This is a genomic window from Sutcliffiella horikoshii (genome assembly GCF_002157855.1).
Classification (GTDB): domain Bacteria; phylum Bacillota; class Bacilli; order Bacillales; family Bacillaceae_I; genus Sutcliffiella_A; species Sutcliffiella_A horikoshii_C.
This window is the reverse complement of the sequence record NZ_CP020880.1, coordinates 2,328,870-2,354,693: the sequence shown is the minus strand read 5'-3', so window position 1 is coordinate 2,354,693 and position 25,824 is coordinate 2,328,870. Positions and strand designations below refer to the sequence as shown.

Sequence of the window (25,824 nt, the reverse complement as noted above, 5' to 3'; positions counted from 1 at the left end):
CCGACGAGATCAAATATGGGAGGAACTTCTTAGAAAAGAAGGAGACCGTGCTTTGGAAATATTGAGGTTTGTCCAAAATTCTAAATAAAAGAGGCCGGCTCCAACGTGGGAGCTGGCCTTTATTGATTAGGAAGGTAAGATCGATACAAGTAGAACAAATACCGATCGAGGGAAATGGAATTCTTGCGGTGGATAATGACAGGATGTTGGTGTTTGGTTCGTCTATTTTGTTGCGAAAATAACTTTGCCAAATGTGTAAAAGATGGGCGGGCAACATAATCACTCAGATAAGCGGGCTTAGTAGCATCTAATTTTCTGGTGCCATTCAAAAACTCAATGATATAGGCTTCATCTTTTATTCCAAGTCCGTGCCCAAAATACAAATCGTCACCCATCACCACGGCATTCTCACCTCTCCACCAATAGGTCAGTGGATTGAAATCAGGGTTTTTAAAGTAAACAACATCACCAGGAATCGTATAGTAAGTGTAGACAGATTGCATGACAAGATCTGAATCAAAATGCCAGCTGTAAAGTAACAAGTCTTGAAAGTATTCATTAAAAAGTTTAGGCCCGATTGTATTTAAGATGGCGTGATAATAGAGAATAAGGATGGCAGTTGCGCACTCATACGCATAAAATTGACTGTTTTCAAGAATATCGGTTATGGCATCTGATGGATTGACATCTTCTCGTAATAAAAAGCCGCCAGTCTCCGTTATATTCCAATAAGCAGGGTTGCCTTGTGAACCAGCAAACGTTTCAAAGCGTGCTTCTCCTTGTGCCATTAATGCGGCACTTGCTACAATATTATTCCGTAAGGCTATCTCAAATCTTAATTCCTCCATAGAATCATAAGAATATACCTCTGAATCATTAAGTAAGCGTTGAAAAATGGTCTTTTCAAGACCTTCTAGATTAGAAAGAGTACTTTCTGTAATTGATTCTCCGTTTATGACAATCATGTCATCCCTCTTTTCACAAATACAGTATAATCCTCATTACTAATTAACATATTCAAGTTAATGGCATTCATGATTGAATAAACATCAAAAGTGCTGTGCAAACCTTCACGATTTACACAGCACTTTCGATTATTGCTTATTTTTATCTAAGGACTGTAATTGTTCCTTTAATAACTCTACGTCCAAGTTTTCACCAATAATGACAAGATTCAATGGAACTTTAACCAACTCTTTTAAATACAGTGGAGTGCCATAAGAATATTGAAACAAATAAATACTGTTTGAATGATCGAAAGTAAGATACCCTTTGATGCGGTAAACGGAGTCAGGTAGGTTTCTAAGCCAGTCTTCAAACTCATCTAAGTCTATTTTATTGGAAAATTGATACACGAATGTTTTCAAATGAAGAGAATCCTTCACATGTGCACTAGAATGACTTCCTTTTTCTATCTGTTTCGTTCGCTTCCAGCTGTTTTCCGGAATTTTAGCATAGGTAGTTAGCAGTGTGGAAGCATGTGGATTGATGGATTGTAATTCAAACACAATGTTCGAAACTTCTGATTCACTTACTAAATCCGTCTTATTTAAAATAAGCATATCTGCATGTTTCACTTGTTCTCTTATCAACTGTTTTACTTGAATAGAAAGGTTGTCACGATCTTTCCATCGCAAGACATCTAAAAGGGTGATTATACGAGCTTCAGAAAATTTGTTAGCGAAAATAGGGGAAAGAACTGTGTCCAGCACTTCTATTGGGTGTGCCGCACCTGTCGTCTCTATGTAAATGGCATCCAAATCTTTATCTAGTAAAAGCCCCTGCATAGTGGATTCCAATTTTTCCTGAATCGTACAACATATACAGCCGTCAAATAATTCAGACAGTGGGGTTTCGTCCGGTATGGAATCGGAATCGATGGAGACTTTGCCAAGCTCGTTCATTACCACCGCCACTTTTCTATTTTCCGCTTGTTCCTGTTGCAGCATTTGAGTCAAAAGGGTAGTCTTCCCACTCCCAAGAAACCCTGCTAATATATAAACTTCAACTTTTTTGCTCATAAACGGTACCTCCTGAATTATGTAACCTCATTTTACCATACCTATTATCTTTCTGTAATCCGAGCATTCCATTAGGAAATCCTCACTGATATTGCTATAATTCACGTAAATATATTTTATAAAAAGGTGGGTACTACATGATGAATAAATTAGAGAAAGCAACGTTTGCCGGAGGTTGCTTTTGGTGTATGGTTAAACCTTTTGACGAACAGGATGGAATAGAAGAAGTAGTCTCGGGCTACACAGGTGGACATAAAGAAAATCCTACTTATAAAGAGGTTTGTTCGGAGACGACAGGCCATTATGAAGCGGTACAAATTACGTTCAATCCTGAAATATTCCCGTATGAAAAATTACTAGACGTTTTCTGGAGCCAAATTGATCCCACAGATGCAGGTGGCCAATTCCACGACCGTGGAGATTCGTATCGTACCGCCATTTTCTATCATTCCAATGAACAAAAAGAAATCGCAGAAAAATCCAAGCAAGACTTAAACCAAAGTGAGAGATTTAAAGATCCAATCGTAACAGAAATACTTCCTGCCAAACCATTCTATGCAGCGGAAGAGTATCACCAAGATTATTACAAGAAAAATCCTTTCCGCTACAAGATGTATCAAGCAGGATCTGGGAGGGCGGCATTTATTAAAGACCATTGGAAAAAAGATAAAAGTGAAGACTTGAAAAAGAAGCTAACCCCTATGCAGTATGAGGTTACACAGAATAACGGCACGGAACCACCTTTTAAAAATGAGTTCTGGAATCATACAGAAGAAGGAATCTACGTTGACATAGTTTCAGGGGAGCCATTATTCTCTTCTCTTGATAAATATGATGCGGGTTGCGGTTGGCCAAGCTTTACCAAGCCGATAAACAAAGAACAAGTAAAAGAAGAGATGGATGTAAGTCACAGAATGGTACGGACGGAAGTTAGAAGCAAAGAGGGAGATTCGCATCTTGGTCATGTGTTTGAGGACGGTCCTGTAGACAAAGGCGGTTTAAGGTATTGCATTAACTCTGCTGCCCTAAGATTCATCCCTGTGAGCCAAATTGAACAAGAGGGTTATGGAGAATACAAAAAGTTATTTTCATAATGATTCATAGAACGGAGTGTACATCACACTCCTTTTTTTATGAATTAGAAAACATGTTGATTTCCGTTCCAGGCGCTTCGCTTGCCTGCGGGCGTCTTCGCGCCTTCCACTCCAATCAACAAGGGTATATCATTCTCCAGTTGATAAAAAAGGCGGTTTACTTCATTAAAATAAGGTATTATATTTGTTGAATAGATTTTTTTAGAACAATAGAAGTAGGTGAACAAAGTGGGGAAGTATCAATTGGATAACAAAGGTAAAGTAGCTGTGGCAAAGTTTCATGAAAAACAGACACCTGCTAAATTTGATAAAAAGCAGCAACTTGAAAAAATACGTGCGGAGTATTTGAAAAAGAAGCAAAAACTAACAGATAAATAATATGAATGGAAACATAGGAAGACTAAATCTCCCTATGTTTTTCTTATTCGAAGTAAGGTCTGATTTTAATATTGATACTACAACTATTGTAATTAACGAGGTTTGTAGAAAACTTAAAGAATTATTATAATCATTTTTCTGGTTATTCAATTATCAGGGCGCCATTCTTGAATAAGACGGAATTAACGGATAGAAATGTAGAAGGTAATGTAAATTTTACTTTATTTCTAGTATTTAAATTCTATATTTAATGAGTAAATAAGAGTAAATAACGTTGGATTTTTTGGAGGACAGTTTATGGCAGGAAAATATGAAGTTTTAAATAATACAAAACCAACATTGGATGAATATATCTATTTATGTTCGAGTGTGGGATGGGAAGATTATATGAATTTTGATGTTGCTGAAACATCAATCCAAAATTCAATTTTTTCAGTTACCGTTAGAGAGTGTAATGAAATTATCGGAATGGGAAGAATTGTTGGGGATGGTGTGATTTATTTTTATATCCAAGATGTAGTGGTACATCCTGAACATCAGGGAAAAGGAATTGGTAACGAAATTATGGATGCGTTAGTAAGTTATCTGGAAGAAAATGCACCGGCTAAGGCATTTGTAGGGTTATTTGCATCAGAAGGAAAAACTCAATTTTATGAAAAATATAATTTTAATGACTACTCTCCTAATATGACAGGAATGTTTAAAGTAATTAGGAAGAACAAAAAGTAACTGAGGTCCTCTTCAACTCTCGGTAGTTTTAATTGAAAATTATTTTTAGTTAATACCGATCATATTTCTTTATTATTCAAGAAAAGGGCGCGGTCCTAGAACAAGGATAAGCGCTCATTTTCTATATTTTAGGGACATATTTTGTAATGAAAAAGGAAATTAGATAGTTCCTCTTGAATTTTTAAATTATTCCGGAACAGAGCAGTTTAGTTGAACAACTTTTCCAAAATTACGGTATTAAGTTTAACTTGTTTCTACAAGATTATAAGAGTAAGGATTGCCCGAGAATATAGTGTTACAGCATACATAAAAATTTCGTTTATTGGCAAAATTAACTTGGACACAAAATCTAAGGAGCATTCTAATGGAGAATTTGGTTAAAGAAATACAAAATATGTTTTCTGACCATGCTGATTTTTTCATGGAGAAGGAAATAAAAGATAGCACACCTATTTATCTTATGGGATTTAACACCCTAATTGATTTAACCAAATCAAAATTGTATGTTCGCCAAATTGCAGGAACTTCAGCTTCGGTACAAGAGCTTTTTATAAACCTCAGTGATCAGCTTGAAATTGATTCCGAGCAAATTATACATGCGTTATTAAAAGGGAAATTAGTGATTGTATCAGAGAAAGATGAACGGAATGCCATAGTCGATCCAATCTCCCGAAATCTAACAAGAAGCATTGCTGAACCTCTAAGTGAAAGTCCTCTTCTATCGTCTGTGGATGCCTTTGGCGAGGATATTGATACTAACATCGGGCTGATTAGAAAACGGTTGAACACTGAACGTCTGTATCATGGTTCCTTTGAAATTGGAGAATTTGAGAGTAGAAAACTATCAATGCTTTATATCAAGGGAAAAGCTCCGGATGCTCTAATTGGGGAAATTAAGAGGCAGATAAACCAAATTGACACAGATATTGATACGGTAGAAGATCTCAATAAATATTTTGGTGAGCGCAGGTTCAGTATCGTAAGTCATGTTTTTCAGACAGAATTACCGAATGAGGCAACTCACTTCTTGAAAAAGAACAGAGTTGTGCTCTTTTTAGATAATTATCCTTTTGCGCTTGTATTTCCTCAAACCTTAATGGATATGTTTAATGTTTCTAGTGATCGAAATTACCCAACAGTAATTGCGTATGTTATTCGAACACTAAGGGCCATCGGGGCAATTGTAAATGTCCTGCTTCCCGCATTATATGTTTCTGTCGTATCTGTCAATCCTGAGGCATTGAAAATAGACCTGGCTTTATTTGTCTCGGAAAGTAGGCAAGGCATACCATTTCCGGCATTAGTTGAAACTATTACAATGGTAGTTTTAGTAGACTTAACACTTGAAGCGATTGTGAGGCTTCCAAAAAGTGTAGGTCCAACCATCACAATGGTTGGAGGAATCATCCTTGGCCAGGCGATGGTGGAGGCAAAATTAGTGAGCCCATTATTAGTAATTGTAATTACTGCAATTGTCATTTCGGGTTCAGTGGTTTCGGGTATACAAAATTCCTTGTACATCCGTCTGTTAAGATACCCTATATTAATTTTGGCCTCTATTTTTGGGCTGCTAGGTATGTTTATTGGTTTTCTTTTTATCCTTGTATATCTGGCGAGTTTAAAATCGAACGGTATCCCTTACACAACGTTTCATATTAATAGAAAAGGTGACGCTAAATGATTCAAAAATTACAGATTGGATTTATCTTTATTATTATGTATGTAAGTTTAAACCATTTGTTTTATCCGGATCTCATTTTGCAACTAACGAATTATGGACATTGGGGAGTGGTTTTTTGTCAAGGTTTGCTTCAATTATTTTTAATTTGGATTTATATAAAAGGATTGAGTTATTTTCCTCAACAGGATGTAATTGATATTTGTTTGAAAATCGGCAAACCAATTGCATTCATTCTTCTTATTCCATTTGTAATTTCTTTAACAGTTTTGGTTACCATTAATAATCGTTTACATACTGATGTTATAATTTCGATATTTTTACCGCGCACCCCCTCCTGGCCAGTATTGGTACTTCTCTTTTTCATCACAACATATATCGCCTTAACAGGTTTAGGGACTATTCTTCGTGCATCCTTTTTCATATTCTTTATGGTTATTCCTTTGTTATTAATGATAACTTTCACCTCCTTTATAAATATTGATTGGTACAACGCAGCTCCGATACGGCCACCTTCTATTAATTTTTTAATAGAAAAAAATTTCTTCTATCTTATGGGATATTCGGCTTTCTTACCCCTAGGATTCATGGTATACAAAACTGCATTAACTTTTCGTTCCATTTTTCTAGCATGGATGTGTGTAATGTTCTTCTCTCTTTCTTCGGTGTATATCCCACTATTGATATTTGGTCAAGAATCAGCCATTTCATTGACCTTTTCTATGGTTCGTGCAATTTATACTGTGGATGTCGATTGGTTCTTTTTAAATAAGCAATCAATGTTCTTGGGTTTATCGCTGATTGGTTTCACTGTCATACTGAATGCCGTTTTACTCTGGGTTATTGGAAGAATTATGCAAAAATTATTAAGATGGATAAAGGTTGAAATTTCCTACTGGATTATTGCTTTTTCTGTGGTCGCTTTTTTAGGTGCATTAATGGTCCCAAGTCTTGCTTGGACAGAAAGAATCTTTTTTTGGAGTGTAGGGGCCCAGGTCTTTTTTATGATAATAATTCCATTAACGATTTATATCTATGGATTTATTATAAAAAGGAGAACAGCGTTTTATGAAGAGGGTTAAAGCTTTGATGATGTTAATGTTTCTAGTTACCTTTCTCAGCGGATGTTGGGATATTAAGGATATAGATAAAAGAGTTCTCCCGTTGGTAATTGGTATTTCCAAAGTTAACAATGAGGACTATAAGGTAACGGTGCAAATCCCCATAACAAAAAAAGACGGCGAAATTTCGAGAATAGTAACAAGTATAGATGAAAATGTTTCTAGTGCCCTTGGACAAATAAAAACAAACTCTGAAAATGCGGTGGATTATTCACATGTGCGATTGGTTATAATACAATCGGATTTATCAGATAACAAAGAAGAATTAAAGCAACTTGTGACGTTTTTGATGACCTCAAGGGAATTTCCTACAAACGCACAATTGGCTTTTACAGATGTTCCTATTGAGGAACTGTTGTCAAATATTAACGACAAACTAGGTGTTGATTCCACTTCTTTATATGATTTTTTTAACAAAGGGGCTGGCTGGGCACCCGAGATTTTAAGTACTCGTATTTGGGAAGTGTATCGTAGTATGTTTTCATACACTGAAGATATAACCATTCCTATTGTTGATCCTGGAAAGGATACGGTAATAAATTATAAGGGCGCTGTTGCCTTAAAATTGGGTGAACTTACTCAAAGAATCGACCCTAATGAAACCCAATTAATTAAATTGTTCCAAAACAAAAATGCAAAAGGAAAAATAGAGAATGTTGGTTTTGCAAGTGTTATGGTTACAAGTAGCGCCATCGAAAATAAAACGTTAATAGAAAGTAATAAACCCGTAGTGTCTATTAACGTAAAGTTAAAAATACACGTTTTGGAACGAGAAGCAGGAATCTCGAATGAACGGATCAAAAAGGACCTAGAAAAGCTTATTGAAGAACGGTTTAATAAGATGTTTGAAAAAGCTCAAGAAAACAAAACTGATATTTTTGGATTTGGTCAATATTTTCGAAATCAAATTCCATATGATGATTTAAAAAAATGGAGAGAAGGGTATTATCCTGATTTAAAAGTGGATTTTCAAGTCCACACCAGTATGGAGTAACATTGGATTTATATGTTCTTTTTTTGGAATATATTGCAAGATAACAATAAAAACAATACGCTAGAATTAACCGGCCAATCTATAATTAATCTAGTGGGTATCAACCTATATTAAAGTCACCAATTGTGGCCTCAATTCTTGTTAAACAAACGGGCGCCATTCTGGAACAAGAATTGGCGCTCACTTTACTTTTTAGGGCAAGATTGTTAAATAACGTAGTGGACGAAGTATGCTAAAATTAGGAAGAGATTGTGAGGAAATGTACTTAACATAACGTGGCAAGGGCAAACTGTAAAATAGGTGCATAGTGCTAATGGCTGCAAATCAAGAAAACGATTAGTTGTTGCCCCACTAATCGTTTTCTGATTCGGTCATTATATAGAAGACTGGTTAGAAGAATATTTAAGGTTTTTATCCCTTTACATCATTCGTTTGCCCCATTAATGATAAGAACAGGGGACAGTGCGTCATTTCCTCCTCCATAAAACTCTATTTGGTTTTTATTAAAGCCTGGAGTGGTTGTGGCTTTCAGTCTGAATTGAGTTTTCCCACTTTTATTGATATGCGACAATGCGCTGGCCGGCAGGACCAAATCGATGTACCCGGAGGCAGCAGGTGATGGGATGCTTGCGATGTTATTCAGGCTGGCAATTGCGGAATAATCGCTTTGTTCAATCGCCGCGGTACCAAAGGTTCCATTTTTGATATCAGCTTGAATCGATGAAACCGTTCCTGTGAGGGTCTTGGTATATAGGCGGATGACTGCAGAATCAATTGTTGTTTGCCCCAGAGTGCTCGTATCGAATGAAATAATGCCTCTATATGTGTCTGTGTTGTACATTCCTTTATCTCCTACCTTGATGTCGCCAATTCCTTTTCCATCAGCTGTGAGTTGGCCAGCAAATCCATCTTCCAACGAAAGTGAAGGGATTGATATGCCTTCACTTGGAGGAGCGGATTCATCGATGACATAGATTTCCTGCTTAATGGACTCTGAGTTCTTCGATGAGTCACGGCTAAAAAATCTAAGAGTGGTATTCTCTGTGATTAGAATCGGTTCTGTGTACAATGCGGATTGAATGGTCGGATCTGAGCCATCTGTTGTGTAATGAGTAGAAGCTTCTTCATTTACTTGTAGCGTTACCTGTACCGGTTGGTTATACGTCCCTCCCTTTGGATTTGCTGCAGTAATCGGTGCAGTTGTGTCGCTTTCGCCACCACCGTCACTAGTAAAAGAGTCAAAGAACTCCCACATCATCCGACTTGCATCAGGACCTTGAGGGTCGGTATAGCTTCCTTGTGAGCTACCGCCGGACCAGGCATGCCCCATGCTTTGGACCGTAACCTTTTTCATCCAGACATTTCCGTCTCCGCCTTCGTAATCACTGACACTATAACTTCTGCCTCCTGACTCCGTGAAGTTCTCCGTTCGCTCAGGCTGGTCATTGATCCAGCCATCATTCGTTCCGTTCTGAGCTAAATCATTTGTGATAGACCATTGTGATATGACCTGATCACCATTAACAGGATAGACCGTATAGTCCGAGGTTCCATGAAAGACTATGACGGGCATTACTTTTGCACGACTTCCCATTGCCTGATAGGCAGCATTTCCCTGCTGACTTGGATTTGGACCGCCGCTTGACATCGCTGTAAAGGCACCGGTCATACTTGTTGCTGCTTTATATTCGAGACCTGCTCCGACACCAATACCTGAAAAGAGATCAGGATAAGTGGCCCCCATGATGACACTCATGGCAGCTCCAGCTGAAAGTCCAGCTGCATACACTTGATTATCCTGAATTGAATAGTTATTCTTTATCGTATTTACCATGCCGGCAATGATCGCAGGCTCCCCGCTTCCCCGTGACTGATGTGCTGTTTCAAACCAGTTCCAGCACTTATTTGAGTTTCCGCTGCTTGTTTGTTCCGGATACAGAACTAAGAAATTTTTCTCATCTGCCAGCGCATTCATCTTCGTTCCAGTGGCAAACTGACTGGCATCCTGTGTGCACCCATGAAGCATGACATATAAAGGGTAGCTCTTGTTGGAACTGTACCCATTTGGAACATACAGCTTATAAGGTTTGCCACCGTATGAACCGTTAATAAACTGACTTGCAGCAGAGTAGGAACCTGGAAACAGTGTACATGCACATATCAATACTAAAGCAACCGACATCAGCCACAAACGTTTACCTGACATAAAAAGAAATCAACCCCTTAAAATTGATAATTGAAGTGTATAAGAGAGGAGTTACAAAAGAGTTACAATCTTTGTTTGAGAAAAAGGAGTAATCACAAAAGCACAAGAAAGATTCTTTGTAACAGGGGGCTGGCCAAACAGAGTGGGAACCGACCTTGGCTTACTGCTCTATACGAAGCCAGCTGTCCATGGAAGAAAAGGTTGTAGAAGTTACACTAGATTGAAATAATTGGTATTAAGCAATAGGGCAGCATTCCTGTAATGAAGAAAAAGAAAATTACTCCGTAATCAGGCGCTAAGAATTGAACAAGAGAAATGGACTGTTTAAGCAGTCCATTTCTCTTGTTCTTATATAGTTAAAAAGAAGTTTTGTTAGTTATTATGTCTTAGAATGGTCCTCAGCAACACTATTATGAGTAAATTGTAAAAACAAATGCAATAGCTAATCCTAAAATGAATAGTAGTATTCTTTTTACTAAAGTTGGGGAAAACTCAATTAGTAGATCAAATATTAGTTCAAATAAGCTAAAAGAACCGCCCATCGACATATTATCAATAGCCTTTTTCTTACCAAACACAGAAAACCACATAAGCAAAATGCCTAAAATTGCAATAATCCCTAAAAGTATCTTTAACCACATATTGTATCTCCTAAGATGTTTTATCTTGATGTTAAATTATATAGTATTTTTTAACTAGCACCATTCTTTACCAGTTAAAAGTTTACTCAATCCCTAATCTGCCGCTTATCTGTAAAAGGTAAGTGTCTTTTTAATTATGGAAAAAATGATTGTGTTTATTAATTTGCTTTGAAATAATTGGTATTAAGCAATAGGGAGTTTAGTTCAATAGGTGGTTTAAAAAATGAAGGGACTGTATAAATGGATTACATAGAACATTTAAGGTCAATGATAGGAAACGAGAAGGTTATTATGGTTGTTGCGGGTGCATTTGTTTTTGATAAAGAAAATCGAGTGTTAATGCAAAAACGTTCTGATAATGGTCAGTGGGGATTTCCAGGAGGATTTATGGATTTAGGAGAAAGCGTTCAGGATACTGCTAGAAGAGAAGTTTACGAAGAAACGGGACTTAAATTAGAAGAACTTGAGTTATTTGGGATCTATTCTGGTCCTCAATATGATAAGACATTTTCTAATGGCGACTAAGTATCACTTGTTCTAATATCATTTATCTGTAAACAGTATACTGGGAGTTAGTTAAAAGTAACGAGGAGTCCATACAGAATAGATTTTATTCACTTAAAGAGCTACCAGAGAATATATTCACTGAACATAAGATGCTTATCGATGATTTATTATCAAAAAAACAACTACCGATTATTGGATAATAATTCTTCAACTATCGGGAGCGATTGCAGAATAGTGGCATCGTTCCTCGCTTTAGAATTGGGCCGTTTAGATTAAAAAGGTTCACTTTAGAAATGGAAATTAGGTTGTTTAATCCTAACAAAAAGTTGGGATTTTTGAACTTAGACAAATGGCAGTCGCTTTCCTTTTTAATGAGGAACAAGAAGTTTTATTCCTTCAAAAAAAGCAACAAGATACTTTCCTCGCAGGGTTTTTAGTTCCTATAGGTGGTCATATAGAAGGGGACGAAATGAATGAACCACAAAAAGCGTGTTTTAGAGAGAATGAAGAAGAAACTGGTTTAAAGAAAGATTACATAGAAAATCTTACACTTAGATATATTTTGCTTAGAATAAAAGACAATCAAGAAATTCGAATACAATATGTTTTCATTGGAAGTGTGAGTAAAAATAATACTCTATTTGAAAGTGATGAAGGGTCGCTATCTTGGGTTGGTTACAAAGATATTCTTGACTATAATGTATCAGCTACTACCAAAGAAATTGTTAAACATTACGACCAGGTAGGCAAATATAACGAAAAAGTAAATGTAGGTTCGATGAAATCTTTAAAAGGGAACCCTGAAATTACTTGGGGACCTTTGGAGGATTGGGAGTTGCCGATTTTCACCTAACTGGAGCTCTAATTGAAGAAATGTATAGTAGTTATCTTGAAATTGAGTCTTCGGCAATCGGGCGCGGTCCTGGAACAAGGATAAGCGCTCATTTTCTATATTTTAGGGACATATTTTGTAATGAAAAAGGAAATTAGATAGTTCCTCTTGAATTTTTAAATGATTCCGGAACAGAGCAGTTTAGTTGAACAACTTTTCCAAAATTACGGTATTATTTTTAAAGTGTGGGTGATGATTTTTAAGTGAGTAAAATTAAAATACGGGTTCAAGATACTATCATAGAAATCGAAGAAAACGAAAGGTATTATATTGAAGTTGAGGGTAGAACCTTTATCGGTACAATCCTTGAGAATATGGATTTTGATTACGACGGTCGGGTATTCTTTTACATCCTCACTGAGGAAGAAAACGAAGATTATCAAATAGTAGAAAATGAAATTAAAAAAATAAAAAAACTTTAAGTAAACTATTGTCTCCTTGTGCTAAATGGGTGCTTAAGTGAAAGAAGAATTAATTGATTCTAAGATTGAGATCATGATTTAGTATTCCATTATAGGGCGCGATCCAGGAACAAGGATCAGCGCCATTTTTGTCGTGGCCAAAGGGAATTTCATATTGTAGGAATTTTTAGATTATGAAATAATTGGAATTAAGCAATCGGGCAGCATTCCTGTTTAACAAGTATTGGAGATGTTAGGGGTATAAAATGAACGTTATTTTTCGTTGGGTTGTTATTATTTTTCTTACTTTCATTACTGCTTCATTGGTCAACAAAGGAATAGATTTATGGTCTCTTGGAACAAATGTAGATGGCGATGGCATTGGAGTACACTTCTTTGGTTTTGAAATAAATGACCGAGTAAAAGAAGCGAATATCCATACATATGCAATAGGTTTCTTTGTTGCAAGTTTAATTACTTTGTTGATTCTCATTGCACTTGTTGGAAAAAAAATCTTAAAAGGTAACACAGCAGTAAGTTAACTGTTGATAGATATTCAATTAAATAGTAGCTTTTGTTTAATAAGATATTATATAAAATTTTTAACAAAACGGTCGCATAATTGGAGCATATAAAAACAAAATAGATTAAATCTCTAAGCATCAGTGTGTAGACAAAGCTTAAAATAATGAAATTCTCTAGTTGATCGTAGTGGAAGGAGCGAAGACTCCTCGAAAATACTAACGCATTTTCTTCGTGCGATGAATCGCTGTCGAAGTATTCCTTGTCCTGCGGGAGGAAAGGACATGGAAGACCCCGCAGGGCGTAGCCCGAGGAGGCTTCCGGACTGCCCCCGGAAAGCGAAGCTCCTGAAACGGAGATCAACTCTTCCAACAGATAACCTAACTAGTTTATAGTTTGTATACGGTCTTTAGCTTGGAGAACTAAATTTCTCTAAGCCTATTTGATGTGGAAAAGGTTATGGAATCTGTTGAGATTTGCCATTTGCATTTCACATTTGCGTTATGATTTGGTTTTTTTCTTCACTTGAAACATAATGCTTTTTCTTAAATACAGAATACCCCTTTTTGCGGATTGAACCTAGTATTGCGCGATATAAATGTGCTGCTCCTTTAACTGGAGCTCTCGAATGAATAGGATATAAATGAATTGTACTTAACGCTTGTTCATAAAGACTTTCCGCTTTGGTCGCCATCTCTTCCCATACCGAGATGAACTTGTTATTTACGATATGTTTATTCAAGTCATCCAATGAATACCCGGCTTTTTCCAACATTTCAATAGGTAGATAGATTCTGCCACGCTCAAGGTCTTCTCCAATATCCCGAAGAATATTAGTTATCTGCATCGCCTGTCCAAGCGCAATAGCATCCTCTCGCAATATATCTTTATTTTTTGGAGCAAGAATCGGAAGGAGCATCAATCCAACGGTACTTGCTACATGATAGGAATAATGCAGTACTTCCTCCTCCGAATTATACAACTTTTTATATAAGTCCATTTCTTGCCCAACTATCATGTCATGAAAAGATTGAACATCCATCTCGTATCGATTGAACACATCTTGAAGAGCTAACCACATTGGATCTTCTGACGGCAATTCGCCTTTTAGAAAGTCAGCAAACATCCCTCTAAATGCAAAAAGCTCTTCTTTCGGATTCATTCCTTCATCAACAATATCATCGACCTGTCGACAAAATGCATAAACAGCCCAGACTGATTGCTTCTTCTCTTTAGGTAGAAGCATAAAGGCTTTATAAAATGTTTTGGAATGTTGTTTAATAATAGTTTCACAATGTTGATAGGCTTTCATTAAATCTTTCATGAGATTCACATCCTTTGCAAATGAATGGTAGGCAAAAACATGAATAAGACGGTAGCTTTAGCGTTTGAATAAAAAACATAAACTGTTGCTGCATAATATTAATAGATATCTCTTTTAGAAAAGGTTACAAATGCAATGATCAAGCCAGCAATTCCCCAAACGGCTAGAACGCTCATCGAGAAGCCTAATGTCATTCCTTCGATAGGAGTTGCTATTCCACTTATATAGTTTGTGAGGTCTAAGTTTAAAATAAATAGATATTTTGCACTTTCCCAAGAAGATACCATGTTTGCTAGAATTGCTCCTGCAATGAGAGATGAGAGCATGATTCCCATAACAGTTGCTGTGCTTCGTAACAGAACAGATAGCATAAATGTGAGTGTACCCACAATCAGACAAACATACCATACCAGTCCAAACTCCATTAGGATAAATTGCCATTGAGGAACAATATGAACGTTGGTTGTAACCAGTTCGTCACCAGAGATTGAGAAACCTGTCAGTAAAGGCATGTTCCAGCCACCATAGCCAAAGACTATTCCAGATATTCCATAGGATAGGACAGCTACGGATAAGACGATAAAAGAAATGGATAATACCATCGCTAAGTACTTGCTTAATAGAATCCTCCATCGTTTTACTGGTCGTGTAAGCAACAGCTTGATCGTACCGCTACTTGCTTCAGATGATACAAGGTCAGCTACAATGATCATAACGAGCAGTGGTAAAACAAGGTCAATGGAGTTTTCAGCAAAAATTCGCATAAACGTTGGTGCACCCGGAGCACGGGGATCAATGTCATTCTCTAAATAATATTGCTGTTGAGAGAGTCTGATCTTCAAAAATTTTCGCCATTCATCTTGTATTCGGTTTGAGCTTAACTGGTTCTGTGTTTCAGTAATTTCTTGCTGCAGAACCGTTCGCCAATCCTGATTGCCTATATTTTCACTCTGCTCTTGAATTTCTTTAAACTGTGCGTAAGTAAAGAGAGGAACCAGAAAGGCGATAATTAAGATGATGACGTATAACCTTTTTTTTCTAAGAAGCTTTAACATTTCATTACGGATAAGATTAATCAATACTTTCGCCTCCTGTTACTTCTAAGAACAAATCTTCTAAAGTAGGAAGCTGCGTTCTCATTTCTTTAACTTTTACACCATTCCTTACAAGCTTTGCATTCCATTCTGGTAAAAGTTGCTCATCTAATAGAGTAATCAATGTTTCATGTGTACCTTCTGTAACTAGGGTTTCTTCGGACAAAAGTTGTTTGGCAAGTGGTAAGGGTTCTGCTTTCCAGATTACTCGTTCTTTTTCCGCTAACAAATTTTGAACAGAATCCGTACGTAGTACAGAGCCTTTCGAGATGATTGCCACTCTGTCACACATCAGCTGAATCTCACTTAATAAGTGAGAAGATACAAGAACGCTTAAGTTTTCCTCACGTGCGAGCTGCCGGATGAATTCACGCATTTCACGAATACCAGCAGGGTCGAGACCGTTTGTAGGCTCGTCTAAAATAAGGACTTTCGGTTTTCCTAAAAGTGCCTGTGCAATACCGAGTCGCTGTCTCATTCCAAGTGAATAAGTACTTACTCTGTCGTGAATTCGATTCGATAATCCAACAAGTGTTATTACTTCATCTAATCTTGACTTTGGGATGGTTTTATCCATTCTTGCAAAGTGTTCAAGGTTTTCCCATCCTGTAAGGTAAGAATAAAGTTCAGGATTTTCCACAATACATCCTAAATGTTTCATTGCTTCAGTAAAATCTGTCCGCACATTTTTACCGTTGATTTTTATCCTGCCAGAAGTAGGGGAGATTAATCCGACAATCATTCGGATTGTGGTAGTCTTACCAGCTCCATTCGGTCCTAAAAAGCCAAAAACCTCTCCAGGTACAAGGGTAAAAGAAACATCTTTAACGATTGGCTTGCCTTTTATACTTTTGGTCAAATTTTCAACTTGCAGCGCTGGGACTTGGCTCATGATTTCTTCTCCTTTTTTTCAAAGTTAATCAAAGAGGCTACACGTTCTGCAATTAGCATATAACCTTCAGTGTTGGGATGGAATTGATCAGTATATAAATAGTTTTCAACCTGTAACTGAAAAAGATCAAAAGTAGGAACGTAGACTATGTCTTCAAACCCAGCTGCTGTTTCAGCTGATTGAAAATTCCAATCTCTTACAATAGAAGATGTCGTACTTGCATCAGGAATATTACTAAAAGGGTTGTACAATCCAACATGGTAGATGACTGCATCATCATTAAGCTCTCTAAGCTGGGAGTAAATCTTTTTGACGTTATTTAAATAGAGCTCCTTATTGCTGTTAATAGCGTTTATGTCTAACGATTCTAAAGCGGCGCCCTGCTGAAATAAGTCATTACCGCCAATTGTCATAACAATAACATCTGCTTGTTTGGTTTGACGCTGTATCTCTCTTTGCTGAAGCTGATTTAACAGGCCGCTGGATGTTTCTCCTTTAATGGCGGTATTGAAAAGGTTGATTTCTTGATTTGTCTTCTCTTTTAATTGATCCGTTAAGTAACCGGTATACCCTTTGCCATCGGCGTCACCAGTACCACGGGTTAAAGAATCACCCAATGCAAAAATGGTGAGAGTGCCATCTTGATTACTCGATAATGGTGGTTCAGTTTTTTTCTCTGAATGTTCCAATTTTTCATTGGTAGAGAATTGATCCACGAACGTCCAACCGAGACCAAACAGCCATAATAATGTAGCTGCGATAGAGACCGTTGATATGATTGATAAAGTATATTTTTTCAAGCTACTTTCATCCTTTCCTTAATGTAATAAATCTGCAGATCTCAAATAGTAAATGGTATAGACTCACTTATTATATATACTGGAAGGTTAATTATCAATTTCTAATGTGTATCAATATTATTGGAACTACAATAATGAGTTCTTTTAACTTAAAAACCATAGTGGTTTATGCTGTTAGCATGGATTATATTTTTAAGTGAGCTTCCATTTCTTGTATATGTAGGGCTATTGAGAGAATTCTATGCTAGAGGGTGTTACAAATCGGATATATGCTCCATATTCTGCTATAATTATGTCGAGAAGCAACCGTTACACCGTTCATCACAATCTTGGGATGTAATTTAAACTATAAATTGTTTATATAAAGTAAAGGACAATTAATTAATCAACTGATTAATTTAGTATGGAAGGAGGCATTTTGTTTTGTCCAACTCTATGAATAAAAAAAGACCCGGTCGACCTAAGTTGACGGATAGCCCTAATACTAAAAATCAAATTTTACATACTGCATCACAACTATTTATGACGTATGGCTATGAAAATGTATCAATGGAGCAAGTTGCAGAATCTAGTCAAGTCACCAAAGCAAGTGTTTATTATTATTTTAATAACAAAGCCACCTTATTTACGACGGCGGTGTCTAATATGTTTAATCGAGTTAGAAAACATACTGAGCAACTTTTAGAGAGCCACAAAGGGCTTAAACAAAGATTATACGAAGTGACAGTAGATCACCTAAAAAGACCTCACGTTGACTTTGAAACATTGCTAAAAGAGGCTTCTCCTTCTCTTTCTGAAGACAATATACATGTCATTCGCACAGCGGAAAGTGGAGTGAATGATGCACTTGAAGCTATTTTCAAGCAGGCTGTTGAAAATGAGGAAATTTCTACAACCAACCCCTTGTTGCTGGCACATGCCTTTTCTACCGTTACTATGATCCGCAATAAAAAAGCATTGATAGAGGAGTTGGGTGGAGCAGAAAAAACGGCAAGTGCATTAGTAGAACTATTTTGGAATGGGATTGAACCTAGGTAACTTCCATACGATATATGCTACAGTGTTAAAAATAGTAAACTCTGGAGACGCACCACTTCAATAAGATCTATAACTAAATTAAATTTTTATGAAACAGTGCTTAATTAAAGGAGTTGTACAAAGTGAATGAAAAGAAAGATACAGAAATAAAACGCTCTTCAAAAGCAGAAAACATTCTACTTCAGATTAATAGTAAAACTAAGCTAGGTGACTTACGAAAAATCGCAAAGGACATCAAAAAAGATCACGAACTAGCTATGGAACTTTGGTCAACCGAAGAGTTTATGCCCAGACTATTAGCAATCTTAATTATGGACAAAAAACTTCTTTCACAAGATGTGCTAAATAATTTTGATAAGGATATGCAGATTCACACTTTTGATGAGCGAAATAACTTAATGGATTGGTTAATGGCTAATCAGCTCACCAAAGATAAGAAGAACATTGCATTGATGGTGTCATGGAAAAATAGTCCTGTTGCTCTTCAAAGGAGGGCTTTCTGGTATTATCAAGCGCGATTGAGATGGACTGGGCAAACCCCTCCTGTTAACACCGAAGACTTACTATCTGAAATTGGTGCTAATATTACACAGGAAGAACCTGAAGTTCAATGGGCTATGAATTTCACCGCAGGCTGGATAGGTGTTTATGATGAAAAGTATCGAGCACGTTGTATGAAAATTGGTGAGAAAACGGGCCTCTACAAAGATGAAATGGTATCAAAGGGATGTACTCCCAATTATTTGCCGGAGTTCATAACGATTGAAATTAACAAACGAATGAATAATTAGTTATTGAAGAAATGCCGGGCAATGATTGCCTGGTTTTTTTCTGTCAAAATTCAACAAAATAACAGAATTATTGCAGGATAATAGAAAGGACATGGAGAATTAGTAAATATTAAAGAAAAGAAACAACAGCAACAAAGGACGATGGAGTGGGGGATCATACAATGTCAGTGGTAAGTGTAAAAGAATTAAAGTTTCAAGATTTAGTTAACAAAAATAAGCTTATGTTTTTTGTGATTTTTATATCATATGGTGCAGGACTTCTAGTGAATTTCTTCGTACCTGCGGCAACCTTTATAACCGTGACCTTATTTGTTGCCTTATGCTTAGGGGGCGTTTTATTAATACTGACTAGATGGAATAATTGGTTCCACTATTTAGTTCCTTACTTTACAGTAGGAGTAACATTTTTAGTGTTTTTTATCATTTTAGTAAACCGCGGAGCATCTTTATCAGGATTTGTTCTACCTTTTTTTGTTTTGATGCTTGCAACCGTTTACTTTAATAGAAATGTGTTTATTGTTGGAGGGATTGGGAGTTTAATTTTATTTTCTTACTCTCTTTGGTCATTTCTAAACGGCAACCTGATGACAGATGGACAGCTAGGAAATATCGTCTTGTTATTCTTTTTACTGTTTGTTATTACTTTTGTTCAAGTGAAAATAGGGAAGAAACTGTTTGCTCAATTTGAGGGGATTGTAGACGCGATGCAAGCTGTAAATGAAGAGCGTCAAAAGAAGCAGGAAGCCTTTCAGCAAGATGCGATGACTTTGATTGAGCAAGTCAATAAAGTCCATGAGCGCTTGAACATGAATATTCAATCACAAAAAGAGGTGTCTTTAACTATACAGGAGCTTTCTGTCGGAAGTTCAAAACAAGCAGACCAAATTGGTGGGATAGCGGAACAGACGAGTGATGTATCCTCCTTGATGGACAACGTTGTAGATAAATCGAATAGTTTATATCAAACAACCAATACAACAAAATCCACAGCAGATCAAGGGAAAGTGATGGCAGTTGAACTTCAGGAAAACATGAAAAGTTTTTCTCAAGATGTTGCTGAAATGGACGCGGTATTCCAGGTTCTAACGGAAAAAATTGATGAAACAAATATTTTAACGCAACACATTAAAAACATTACAGATCAGACAAACTTGCTGGCTCTTAATGCTTCCATTGAAGCTGCTAGGGCAGGGGAAGCCGGAAGAGGGTTTGCGGTGGTAGCTGAAGAGATCCGCAAGCTTGCCACATCAACCGGTGAAACGACAAAAGAAATTACAGAAAACCTTTCTTCACTTCATCAAACAAAAGAAGAGGTGTTAGAACAGTTACAACTTAATATTGCAAAAATGGGGAAAAACTTGGAAGCAACAAATCAGGTCAACCAATCCTTCCAGCAGATTAGCGAAACACTGAAAACATTATTAACGGATGCACAACAATTTCGTGATTTTGCCGGAACTGTAAAGGAAAAAACGGCTAATACAGACTCATATACGAGTGAATTTGCAGCATTGATGGAAGAAGCGACTGCAGGTCTTGAGGAAATCAGTGCGACAGTCGAACAAGTTACAGAGGATAACACGCATATTGAAGAGACATTAAAGAGCATGGTCAAAGTTATTGATAAAATGGAGGAATATAAATAGATTTTTGAAAAATGGGCATATGCACATACAGGACAGCCACCTAGTTCATAGAGTAACAGTGTAAATATTAAACAGGAGTGATGACCATGCACGATTACTGTTACTACACTTGTGGACCATGCGGCTATCCATCTCAAGTTGCCCCGGCACATGGCTGCGGAAATACATTCGTTTTGATCGTAGTTCTATTCATTTTGTTAATCATTGTTGGAGCTTGCTATTGCAAATAAGATAAGATTCAGGAAGTATCACTCGCGAAATTGGAGTGATGCTTTTTTATTTGGAGGTTAGATATCATCTAATACTGTTGATATCCGTTCCAGGCGCTTCGCTTGCCTGCGGGCGGTCCGTGAGCCTCCCTCAGGCTTCGCCTTCCGGGGTCTCACCTGTCCCTTCCTCCCGCGGGCGTCTGCGCGCCATCCACTTCAATCAACAAGGTTACTTCATTCACCTTAGCTTAAAAAACCATCTAACCGGTTTTTTTGAAAGTGTATTTTCATATCTTAACGTAATTTCTAGCTGTGGATTGGAGCTAATGGTGGAGACTCCAGCGGGGGAGTAACGGTAGCTTGAGACCGCACAGCGCAGCGAGGAGGCTCAAGCACCGTACCGCGGAAAGCGAAGCCATTTGCGGAAAGGAACAGCGTCGATACACAAACAACTAAGACTGTTTATTTATCCATAAATTGAACGAAAGATTTCGTTCGAGTGAACATAGAATGAAAGTAAGCTAGCTTATCGACAGCCTGGATTTACTAAGCCTCTTAAAGGATGGGGCTACCATTGCTAGTAAACGGTTACAGGACAGTTGTGGAAAGGAGTAATCGTTTATGGATCAATCCTATCTTATTAAGCCTTTATTAGATAAAGAGTACCCTGTGATTAGCCACGGCAATGGAGTATATTTGTATGATGTTACCGGGAAGAAGTATTTGGATGGTTCTTCTGGTGCTGTAACGGCAAGCATTGGTCATCATGTACAAGCTGTAATAGATGCGATGGCCGACCAAGCAAGCAAAGTATCATTTGTTTATCGATCCCAATTCAGCAGTGTTCCTGCAGAAAAACTAGCAACAAAATTAAGTTCCATCACACCAGGAGATATTAATTGGTCATTTTTTGTTAATAGCGGCACAGAAGCTGTGGAAACGGCGATGAAAATATCCATCCAATATTGGCAAGAGGTAGGTAAAACAGACAAAAATCAAATCATCTCCCGTTGGAAAAGCTACCACGGTATTACGATTGGAGCACTGTCTTTATCGGGACACGCTGATCGCAGGAAGAGATTTGAGCCTTTGTTGGAAAAATCACCTGTTGTAGAGCCACCTTATTGTTACCGTTGTCCCTTTAATTTGGAATACCCTTCCTGTGGGTTGAAATGTGCAGAGGACCTGGAGCGTGCCATCCTGGAAATCGGAAATGAAAATATCGCAGCTTTTGTAGCGGAGCCGGTTATAGGAGCAGCAGCTGGAGCAATTTGCCCTCCTGAGGGGTATTATCAAAAGATTTCAGAGATATGCAAAAAGCATGACATTCTTTTTATTGCAGACGAAGTGATGACAGGCATCGGAAGAACCGGGAAAATGTTTGCCATGGAGCATTGGCACGTGACACCGGACATCATCTGTATTGGCAAAGGCATGAGTGCGGGGTATACACCTATTGCAGCAACACTTGTCAGTGAAAGGATTGTTGAAAGCATTCTAAAGGGATCTAAGGTGATAATGAGTGGACATACGTACAGTGCCAATCCTCAATCGGCCGCAGTCGCATTGGCGGTTATAGAATACATCGAAAGCCAAAATCTTGTAAGCAATGGCGAACAACTGGGAGATTATTTATTGCAGAAATTATCTCAATTAAAACAGACGTACTCTTTTATCGGTGACGTTAGAGGCAAGGGGCTATTACTTGGATTGGAGATAGTAGCAGATCATGCGACAAAGTATCCGTATTCCCAGGAAAAGGCGGTCACTCCAAGGCTTGTGGAGCTTGCCCAGAAGAATGGATTACTTATCTACCCTGCATCCGCGGGTATTGAAGGAATCGGAGGGGATGCAGTCATTATTGCACCGCCACTTTCAATAAACCAACAAGAAATGGATGAACTGATTACCATCCTAGAACTGACACTAAACGAACTTCAAGCAGAATTGTAAGGAGTGGACCGGGATGGAAAAAGTGGAGAATACATTTAATAAAATCGTTGAGTTGGAAAAGGTCCATCATTTATTTTTTGATGGAATGACATTGATGTTCGGGGGCTTTGGGGGAGTGGGGACACCTCCAAAACTGGTTGATACACTGTTGGATTCAAGTGTGAAAAACCTGACCCTAATCGGAAATGACGCCGGGTTTCCAACGATAGGTATTGGAAAAGTGGTTTGTGCGGGAAAGGTAGATAAATTAATAGCCTCCCATATCGGCTCTAATCCTGTTGCAGGCAAAATGATGACTGATAATAAGTTGGAAGTCGAGTTCAGCCCTCAAGGGACATTGGCGGAAAGAATTAGAGCCGGTGGAGTTGGGCTGGGGGGCATCCTGGTTGATGTTGGGATTACAAGTGAAATAGTAACAAGAAACAAGCAAATACTTACATCGGGCGGAAAAGATTATATCCTTGAACCGGCGCTTACTGCAGACCTTTCCATCGTTTTTGCCAAAAAGGCAGACCCTTATGGAAATCTTATTTTTGATAAAAGTGCCAGGAACACGAATCCGCTTGTGGCGATGGCAGGGACAAAAACCATTGTGGAAGTAGAGGAATTCGTTCCCTTAGGGGAGTTGGATCCGGAAGAAATCGTTGTGCCTGGAGTATATGTGGATTATATGGTTCAAAGCGAGGGGGTGAACTGGACATGGGTATGGGAGGAAACATACGGAACTTAATTGCCAAAAGAGCAGCGAAAGAAATAGAAAATGGAATGGTCGTAAACTTGGGAATAGGTATTCCGTCATTAGTACCCAATCACTTGCCTGAAAATATCCATGTCTTTTTCCAAGCCGAAAACGGTGTATTAGGGATGGGATCCACTCCATTGCCGGGAGAAGAGAATGAAAATTTATGCAATGCAGCAGGATATCCAGTGTCTGTCAGGCCAGGTGCATCCTATTTTGATAGTGCGCTTGCTTTTGGAATGATCAGAAGAGGGAAACTCGATATTACCATTTTGGGATCGCTCCAAGTTTCAGAAAAAGGAGATCTAGCAAACTGGATTGTACCGGGCAAAAGGGTACCGGGAATGGGTGGCGCGATGGAGCTTTCCCAGAAAGCTAAAAAAGTGATTGTCTTAATGAGTCATACTGATAAATTTGGAAACTCAAAAGTGGTTAAGTCGTGCAGCTTGCCTGTAACAACACCAGATTGTGTGAACATGATAATTACCGATTTAGCAGTTTTTGAGATTAAGAAAGATGGAATGTTGCTTACAGAATTGATGCCGGGAGTTAATTTGGAGCAGGTAAAAGAAAAAACAGAAGCAACCTTTACACTGTCACCAGCAATTTTATAATGGTAGCAATTTGATGGATGGAAAAGGGGGGATGAGATGGAACAGAAATTGATCAAGGAGTGGTTAGGCAAAAACAAGGGAAATGCTGTCAAGCTCCTAAGGAAACTTATTCAAGAAAGAAGTATCCAGGGAAGGGAAAGTTCCGCTCAAGCAGTGGTGGTTGAAGCGTGCCGGGAACTAGGCTTGGAAATAGATATTTGGGAACCGGATATAAAGGAAATAAGTGCTCATGAAAACTTTGTATCGACGCGCGACAATTTTGAGGACTCCCCCAATGTAGTAGCAATTTGGAGAGGAACTGGTGGAGGCCACTCGATCATCCTAAACGGACATATCGATGTGGTTCCTGAAGGAGACATGCTGCAGTGGGATTGTGACCCGTATGAAGGTAAAGTTCAAGATGGGAAGGTATACGGACGTGGGAGCACAGATATGAAGGGAGGAAACGTTTCCTTACTTCTTGCTATAAATGCATTAAAATCGATCGGTGTAAAACTTAAGGGTGATGTTATTTTCCAAAGTGTGATTGAAGAGGAGAGTGGAGGCGCCGGAACGTTGGCGGCAATTCTACGAGGTTATTCTGCAGATGCGGTACTAATCCCTGAACCTACCAATATGAAGATATTCCCTAAACAACAAGGATCGATGTGGTTTCGGCTAAAAGTAAAGGGGAAATCGGCTCATGGTGGCACGAGGTATGAGGGGGTAAGTGCTCTTGAAAAGAGTGTGGTTGTTATGGATAAAATAAAAGAACTGGAAACGCTTCGTAACAATAGAGTCAATGATCCGCTTTATAAGGGTATTCCCATTCCGCTTCCTATTAATTTAGGTAAAATTGAAGGAGGAAACTGGCCATCGTCTGTTCCTGATCTGGTGGTTTTAGAGGGAAGAATAGGCGTTGGACCAGAGGAAACGTTAGAAGATGTTAAACAAGAGTTAGCTGCTTCGTTACGTTCATTGAAGGAAGTTGATACGTGGTTTGAAACCCATCCGGTAGAGTTGGAGTGGTTTGGGGCTCAATGGGTGCCAGGAACGGTTGAGGTGACACATCCGTTTGTAAAAGTGATAGACCATGCATATAAAGAGGTTGTTGGAAAGTCTGCCATTGTGGAAGCCTCGCCTTGGGGAACAGATGGTGGATTGTTTACCCAACTTTGCAACATCCCGACAGTCGTATTTGGGCCGGGTACAACAGAAGTTGCCCATTATCCAAATGAATATATCTCCATTGATCAAATGATGAATGCTGCTGAAGTTATTGCGTTGGTATTGATGGATTGGTGCGGAATCTCCGAAGAAGCATAAATGATGGGATCTCTTACAATAGAGATTCTTTTTTTTATATTGAGGTGGTGGTGTGATAGGAGAGTATTGTTGAGTTATGTCGATTTCTTGATATAATTTGTTTTTTATTGATATATCTCCAAAATTCTTGATATATCAATAAAATTCTTGATATATCTCAAAATTTATTGATATATGCCAGAACTTATTGATATATTGATTTTTTTCTTGATATCCGTTCTTCCCCCTGTGCAGA

26 protein-coding genes are annotated in these 25,824 nt (G+C 38.0%); 18 read left to right on the top strand and 8 right to left on the bottom strand.

Going from position 1 to position 25,824, the window contains the following annotated elements; all coding sequences use genetic code 11:
* Nucleotides 1-119: 119 nt before the first annotated feature.
* Nucleotides 120-965: a protein-glutamine gamma-glutamyltransferase gene (locus B4U37_RS12080; protein WP_088018438.1), complete on the bottom strand. Its 846-nt coding sequence runs from the start codon at nt 963-965 to the stop codon at nt 120-122.
* Nucleotides 966-1,094: 129 nt separating this feature from the next.
* Nucleotides 1,095-2,021 (bottom strand): CobW family GTP-binding protein, encoded by a 927-nt coding sequence (locus tag B4U37_RS12075; protein WP_088018437.1) that lies wholly within the window; start codon nt 2,019-2,021, stop codon nt 1,095-1,097.
* Nucleotides 2,022-2,158: 137 nt separating this feature from the next.
* Between B4U37_RS12075 and msrA the strand changes: the two genes are divergently transcribed.
* The 6 genes from msrA (at nt 2,159) to B4U37_RS12045 (ending at nt 8,015) form a co-directional block, all read left to right on the top strand.
* Nucleotides 2,159-3,115 carry a peptide-methionine (S)-S-oxide reductase MsrA gene (gene msrA, locus B4U37_RS12070; protein WP_088018436.1) on the top strand — a complete coding sequence of 319 codons (957 nt, stop codon included), beginning with the start codon at nt 2,159-2,161 and terminating at the stop codon, nt 3,113-3,115.
* A 228-nt stretch (nt 3,116-3,343) separates the two neighbouring features.
* Entirely contained in the window at nt 3,344-3,493 is a 150-nt protein-coding gene (locus B4U37_RS22220) for a hypothetical protein (RefSeq protein ID WP_088018435.1), read from the top strand.
* Nucleotides 3,494-3,790: 297 nt separating this feature from the next.
* Complete coding sequence (locus B4U37_RS12060) at nt 3,791-4,222, top strand: GNAT family N-acetyltransferase (protein WP_088018434.1); 432 nt, start codon at nt 3,791-3,793, stop codon at nt 4,220-4,222.
* Between the two features lie 364 nt (nt 4,223-4,586).
* Nucleotides 4,587-5,903, top strand: a complete 1,317-nt coding sequence (locus tag B4U37_RS12055; protein ID WP_088018433.1) for a spore germination protein — start codon at nt 4,587-4,589, stop codon at nt 5,901-5,903.
* On the top strand, nt 5,900-6,982 hold the full coding sequence (locus tag B4U37_RS12050; RefSeq protein ID WP_088018432.1) for a GerAB/ArcD/ProY family transporter: 1,083 nt from the start codon (nt 5,900-5,902) through the stop codon (nt 6,980-6,982). The genes B4U37_RS12055 and B4U37_RS12050 overlap by 4 nt, the downstream gene beginning before the upstream one ends.
* Nucleotides 6,969-8,015: a Ger(x)C family spore germination protein gene (locus tag B4U37_RS12045; RefSeq protein WP_088018431.1), complete on the top strand. Its 1,047-nt coding sequence runs from the start codon at nt 6,969-6,971 to the stop codon at nt 8,013-8,015. Before B4U37_RS12050 ends, B4U37_RS12045 begins: the two co-directional genes overlap by 14 nt.
* 424 nt (nt 8,016-8,439) lie before the next feature.
* On the opposite strand, the gene B4U37_RS12040 is transcribed toward B4U37_RS12045, so the two are convergent.
* Together B4U37_RS12040 and B4U37_RS12035 are read right to left on the bottom strand one after the other, a co-directional pair.
* Nucleotides 8,440-10,221: an extracellular catalytic domain type 1 short-chain-length polyhydroxyalkanoate depolymerase gene (locus B4U37_RS12040; protein ID WP_245839968.1), complete on the bottom strand. Its 1,782-nt coding sequence runs from the start codon at nt 10,219-10,221 to the stop codon at nt 8,440-8,442.
* A gap of 410 nt (nt 10,222-10,631) precedes the next feature.
* Entirely contained in the window at nt 10,632-10,862 is a 231-nt protein-coding gene (locus B4U37_RS12035) for a hypothetical protein (protein ID WP_088018430.1), read from the bottom strand.
* 240 nt (nt 10,863-11,102) lie between these two features.
* Between B4U37_RS12035 and B4U37_RS22365 the strand changes: the two genes are divergently transcribed.
* The 4 genes from B4U37_RS22365 to B4U37_RS12015 all read left to right on the top strand — a co-directional run bounded on the left by B4U37_RS22365 (nt 11,103) and on the right by B4U37_RS12015 (nt 13,204).
* Complete coding sequence (locus tag B4U37_RS22365) at nt 11,103-11,387, top strand: NUDIX domain-containing protein (protein WP_245839967.1); 285 nt, start codon at nt 11,103-11,105, stop codon at nt 11,385-11,387.
* 331 nt (nt 11,388-11,718) lie between these two features.
* On the top strand, nt 11,719-12,222 hold the full coding sequence (locus B4U37_RS12025) for an NUDIX hydrolase (protein WP_088018429.1): 504 nt from the start codon (nt 11,719-11,721) through the stop codon (nt 12,220-12,222).
* Between the two features lie 242 nt (nt 12,223-12,464).
* Nucleotides 12,465-12,683, top strand: coding sequence for a hypothetical protein (locus B4U37_RS12020; protein WP_088018428.1), 219 nt, complete (start codon nt 12,465-12,467; stop codon nt 12,681-12,683).
* A gap of 245 nt (nt 12,684-12,928) precedes the next feature.
* The gene (locus B4U37_RS12015; RefSeq protein ID WP_088018427.1) at nt 12,929-13,204 is read left to right on the top strand and encodes a hypothetical protein; all 276 of its coding nucleotides are present in this window, start codon (nt 12,929-12,931) and stop codon (nt 13,202-13,204) included.
* Between the two features lie 470 nt (nt 13,205-13,674).
* On the opposite strand, the gene B4U37_RS12010 is transcribed toward B4U37_RS12015, so the two are convergent.
* The 4 genes from B4U37_RS12010 to B4U37_RS11995 all read right to left on the bottom strand — a co-directional run bounded on the left by B4U37_RS12010 (nt 13,675) and on the right by B4U37_RS11995 (nt 17,294).
* Nucleotides 13,675-14,508 carry a phytoene/squalene synthase family protein gene (locus tag B4U37_RS12010; RefSeq protein ID WP_088018426.1) on the bottom strand — a complete coding sequence of 278 codons (834 nt, stop codon included), beginning with the start codon at nt 14,506-14,508 and terminating at the stop codon, nt 13,675-13,677.
* A gap of 98 nt (nt 14,509-14,606) precedes the next feature.
* On the bottom strand, nt 14,607-15,587 hold the full coding sequence (locus B4U37_RS12005) for an ABC transporter permease (RefSeq protein WP_088018425.1): 981 nt from the start codon (nt 15,585-15,587) through the stop codon (nt 14,607-14,609).
* Nucleotides 15,580-16,494: an ABC transporter ATP-binding protein gene (locus B4U37_RS12000; RefSeq protein ID WP_088018424.1), complete on the bottom strand. Its 915-nt coding sequence runs from the start codon at nt 16,492-16,494 to the stop codon at nt 15,580-15,582. The genes B4U37_RS12005 and B4U37_RS12000 overlap by 8 nt, the downstream gene beginning before the upstream one ends.
* The gene (locus B4U37_RS11995) at nt 16,491-17,294 is read right to left on the bottom strand and encodes a GDSL-type esterase/lipase family protein (RefSeq protein ID WP_088018423.1); all 804 of its coding nucleotides are present in this window, start codon (nt 17,292-17,294) and stop codon (nt 16,491-16,493) included. Before B4U37_RS11995 ends, B4U37_RS12000 begins: the two co-directional genes overlap by 4 nt.
* 435 nt (nt 17,295-17,729) lie before the next feature.
* Between B4U37_RS11995 and B4U37_RS11990 the strand changes: the two genes are divergently transcribed.
* The 8 genes from B4U37_RS11990 (at nt 17,730) to B4U37_RS11955 (ending at nt 25,589) form a co-directional block, all read left to right on the top strand.
* Complete coding sequence (locus tag B4U37_RS11990; RefSeq protein WP_088020272.1) at nt 17,730-18,332, top strand: TetR/AcrR family transcriptional regulator; 603 nt, start codon at nt 17,730-17,732, stop codon at nt 18,330-18,332.
* A 122-nt stretch (nt 18,333-18,454) separates the two neighbouring features.
* A complete protein-coding gene (locus B4U37_RS11985; RefSeq protein WP_088018422.1) occupies nt 18,455-19,123 on the top strand; it encodes a DNA alkylation repair protein in 669 nt (222 codons plus the stop codon).
* Between the two features lie 161 nt (nt 19,124-19,284).
* Entirely contained in the window at nt 19,285-20,769 is a 1,485-nt protein-coding gene (locus B4U37_RS11980) for a methyl-accepting chemotaxis protein (RefSeq protein ID WP_088018421.1), read from the top strand.
* Between the two features lie 86 nt (nt 20,770-20,855).
* Entirely contained in the window at nt 20,856-20,999 is a 144-nt protein-coding gene (locus tag B4U37_RS11975) for a YjcZ family sporulation protein (protein ID WP_148966292.1), read from the top strand.
* Nucleotides 21,000-21,599: 600 nt separating this feature from the next.
* Nucleotides 21,600-22,931 carry an aspartate aminotransferase family protein gene (locus tag B4U37_RS11970; RefSeq protein ID WP_088018420.1) on the top strand — a complete coding sequence of 444 codons (1,332 nt, stop codon included), beginning with the start codon at nt 21,600-21,602 and terminating at the stop codon, nt 22,929-22,931.
* A gap of 13 nt (nt 22,932-22,944) precedes the next feature.
* Nucleotides 22,945-23,661 carry a CoA transferase subunit A gene (locus B4U37_RS11965; protein ID WP_088018419.1) on the top strand — a complete coding sequence of 239 codons (717 nt, stop codon included), beginning with the start codon at nt 22,945-22,947 and terminating at the stop codon, nt 23,659-23,661.
* On the top strand, nt 23,631-24,284 hold the full coding sequence (locus B4U37_RS11960; RefSeq protein ID WP_088018418.1) for a 3-oxoacid CoA-transferase subunit B: 654 nt from the start codon (nt 23,631-23,633) through the stop codon (nt 24,282-24,284). Before B4U37_RS11965 ends, B4U37_RS11960 begins: the two co-directional genes overlap by 31 nt.
* Before the next feature lie 36 nt (nt 24,285-24,320).
* On the top strand, nt 24,321-25,589 hold the full coding sequence (locus B4U37_RS11955) for a peptidase (RefSeq protein ID WP_088018417.1): 1,269 nt from the start codon (nt 24,321-24,323) through the stop codon (nt 25,587-25,589).
* Nucleotides 25,590-25,824: the final 235 nt, after the last annotated feature.